Origin of the sequence: Kitasatospora sp. NPDC057904 (assembly GCF_042887925.1) — a bacterium.
In the GTDB taxonomy this organism is placed as follows: domain Bacteria; phylum Actinomycetota; class Actinomycetes; order Streptomycetales; family Streptomycetaceae; genus Kitasatospora.
This window is the reverse complement of the sequence record NZ_JBHVOL010000066.1, coordinates 1-2,591: the sequence shown is the minus strand read 5'-3', so window position 1 is coordinate 2,591 and position 2,591 is coordinate 1. Positions and strand designations below refer to the sequence as shown.

Here is a 2,591-nt window from a genome sequence, read left to right as displayed (position 1 = left end):
TACTGAGGTTTTCAAGGTGGGGTCGGTGAGGTGAGTGACAGGCCGGTGCCCGTCAGACATCCCTCGATGAGGGTGGACCGGAGCTGGATATGTCGTAGCCCGCGGCGGAGGGTGTGGGCGAGGTGGTCGGCGTCGGTGAAGGCGGTGTTCGCCATCGGGCCGCGTCGCAGAAGCGACCAGAGGCCTTCGACCGGGTTGAGGTCCGGTGCGTACGAGGGCAGCTGGAAGACGGTGAGCCAGTCGTGCTCGGCGGTGTACCGCTTCATACCGGCGGTCAAGTGGGTGTTGAGGTTGTCCCAGACCAGGACGATCGGACCGCCGAGCTGGATGTGCGCGCGGACGGCGAGGTCGCGGTAGTCGGTCCAGGCGAAGCTCTTGCGGGCTCCTTTGAGCGGATGATGGAAGCGGGGCCGGTAGATCATCCGGCCCTTCTCACCCGGCTTGTAGCAACACAGGGCTGCCACCGAGATCCTGCGGCGGGAGCGGCCCCGGACACGGACGACCGGCGTGCATCCGCGCCGACCCCAGGTGCGAGCGCGCGGCGGCGTCATCGCGAACCCGGCCTCGTCCTCGAAGACGATCCAGGCTCCAAGCGCCGCCGCGGTGCTTTTACCCGGGGCCACACCTCCTGCTTCCACAGTTCCACCGCGTGCTCGTCCCGCTCGAGCGCCCTGCGGGCCGGGGCCTGCCAGGACCACCCGTGGCGCTTCAGCAGCCGCCACACCGTCGCGACCGACAGCCTCATCCGGAACTTGCGGCCGATCACCTCCTAATGCTGTTGTCAAGCCGCTGATGTGACTGGGAGGTCGCCTTGGTAGCACCGTCCGTCACGGATCAGGGCCCACAGGACATTCACTCGTCGGCGGGCCAGCGCGAGCACGGCCTGGGTGTGGCGCTTGCCCTCGGCGCGCTTGCGTTCGTAGAAGCGGCGGGATGCCTCGCAGCTGCGGATGCTGATCAGCGCGGAGGTGTAGAACACGCGTTGCAGGCCGCGGTGGTAGCGCCGTGGCCGGTGCAGGTTGCCGCTGACGTGGCCGGAGTCGCGCGGGACCGGCGCGACTCCGGCCAGGCTGGCCAGGCGGTCCGGGCTGCCGTACCGGCTCATGTCGCCGGCGGTGGCGGCCAGGAACTCCGCGCCCAGCAGCGGGCCGATGCCGGGCATGCTGGCGATCACCTCGGCGAGGTCGTGTTCGCGAAACCGGGCCGCAATGAGCTTGTCGATCTCGGCGATCTGCTCGTTGAGGCCCATCACCTCCTTGGCCAGGGTGTGGATCACCTGTGCGGCGATCTTCTCCCCGGGGACGGTGGTGTGCTGGCGCTCGGCGGCCTCCGTGGCGGTCTGGGCCAGGGCCTCGGCGCCGCGGACCTTGCGGTTGCGGAGCCAGGTCGTCAGCCGGGTGCGGCCGGCGCGCCGCAGCGCGGCGGGCGTCTGGTAGCCGGTCAGCAGGATCAGCGGCCCCAGGTTGTCCAGGTCGAGGGATCGCTCCAACGCGGGGAAGATGCCGGTGAGTTGGCCGCGCAGGCGGTTGATCCGGCGGGTGCGGTCGGCGCTCAGGTCGGCTCGCCGGCCGGTGAGGATCCGCAGTTCGACGGCGTGCTCGTCGTCCGGCCGCAACACCGTGAGGTCGCGGCGCATGCGGGCCTGGTCGGCGATGACGGTCGCGTCCTTGGCGTCGGTCTTGCCGGTGCCCCGGTAGCCGGCCGAGGCCCGGTTGACCGCCAGGCCGGGTATGTAGACGAGCTGCTGGCCGTGGCCGAGCAGGATGTTGATCCACAGGGCGGCCATGCCGTCTGCGACGTCCACTGCCCAGACCACATCCTCGTCCAGGGCGAGGACGTCGGCGAGCAGGGCCATCAGCTCCGGCTCATCGTTCAGCACCCGGCGCGACAGCAGCCGTCTACCCTCGGCGTCCAGCACCACGCAGTGGTGGTGGGTCTTGCCGATGTCCGTGCCCGCCCAGATCTGGGCCACCTGTTCCTCCGGTCGCTCGCTCGTGCTCAGTGCTCCGGACGACCTCGCCAGCGTGGTCCTACTCAGCGATGCACCCGAGGGGCTCGCAGCTCCTAATCAGCGGCCGAGTCGTCGTGAGACGCCGGGCGGCCAGGTGACCGGAACCATCGAGGGCAACCGACTGAAAGCCATACCCGGCGTCTCTGGGCCTCAGGACCATACGACTGGCCCGTCCAACCCATCAACAACGTAGGACCGACTGAACCCGTGCCAGGGTCCATCGCTGGTCCTCGAACCCGTGAGCTGTAGGTCCCCTGCCCAACTCCTCTTCCAGCTCGATGAACTGGGCCGCCGACAGCTTCGGCACACTCGCCGGCCCCGACGAGCGCAGTGCCTCCCTCCCGCCCTCTCGCCAGGACCTTCGCCAGCGCTCCACCGACCGCTCGCTCACCCGCAGGTCACGGGCGATCGCCGCGGTCTTGTCACCCGCCTCGAACCGACCAGCGGCCTCCAGCCGCACCTGTTCACGAAACGCCCGCCGCTCAGCGGTCAGGCCCCCACCCTGCGCATACCGCATACCACCGGCATACCGCAGGGATCACTATCCGTCACTACCGACAACAGGGCGAAAACCTCAGTA

At 69.4% G+C, this 2,591-nt stretch carries 4 protein-coding genes; all 4 read right to left on the bottom strand.

Annotated elements, in window-relative coordinates:
* Window positions 1-11: 11 nt before the first annotated feature.
* The 4 genes from ACFVSN_RS45100 to ACFVSN_RS45085 all read right to left on the bottom strand — a co-directional run bounded on the left by ACFVSN_RS45100 (window position 12) and on the right by ACFVSN_RS45085 (window position 2,528).
* A complete protein-coding gene (locus ACFVSN_RS45100) occupies window positions 12-551 on the bottom strand; it encodes a transposase (protein WP_387959313.1) in 540 nt (179 codons plus the stop codon).
* A complete protein-coding gene (locus ACFVSN_RS45095) occupies window positions 548-745 on the bottom strand; it encodes a winged helix-turn-helix domain-containing protein (RefSeq protein ID WP_387959315.1) in 198 nt (65 codons plus the stop codon). The genes ACFVSN_RS45100 and ACFVSN_RS45095 overlap by 4 nt, the downstream gene beginning before the upstream one ends.
* 36 nt (window positions 746-781) lie before the next feature.
* Complete coding sequence (locus ACFVSN_RS45090) at window positions 782-1,972, bottom strand: IS110 family transposase (protein WP_387959312.1); 1,191 nt, start codon at window positions 1,970-1,972, stop codon at window positions 782-784.
* Between the two features lie 220 nt (window positions 1,973-2,192).
* Window positions 2,193-2,528: a helix-turn-helix domain-containing protein gene (locus ACFVSN_RS45085; protein ID WP_387959310.1), complete on the bottom strand. Its 336-nt coding sequence runs from the start codon at window positions 2,526-2,528 to the stop codon at window positions 2,193-2,195.
* Between the last annotated feature and the right edge of the window lie 63 nt (window positions 2,529-2,591).

Excerpts from the sequence above, each read along its gene's own strand:
- ACFVSN_RS45100 (WP_387959313.1), bottom strand. The coding sequence starts at position 551 with ATGACGCCGCCGCGCGCTCGCACCTGGGGTCGGCGCGGATGCACGCCG.
- ACFVSN_RS45095 (WP_387959315.1), bottom strand. The coding sequence starts at position 745 with ATGAGGCTGTCGGTCGCGACGGTGTGGCGGCTGCTGAAGCGCCACGGG.
- ACFVSN_RS45085 (WP_387959310.1), bottom strand. The coding sequence starts at position 2,528 with ATGCGGTATGCGCAGGGTGGGGGCCTGACCGCTGAGCGGCGGGCGTTT.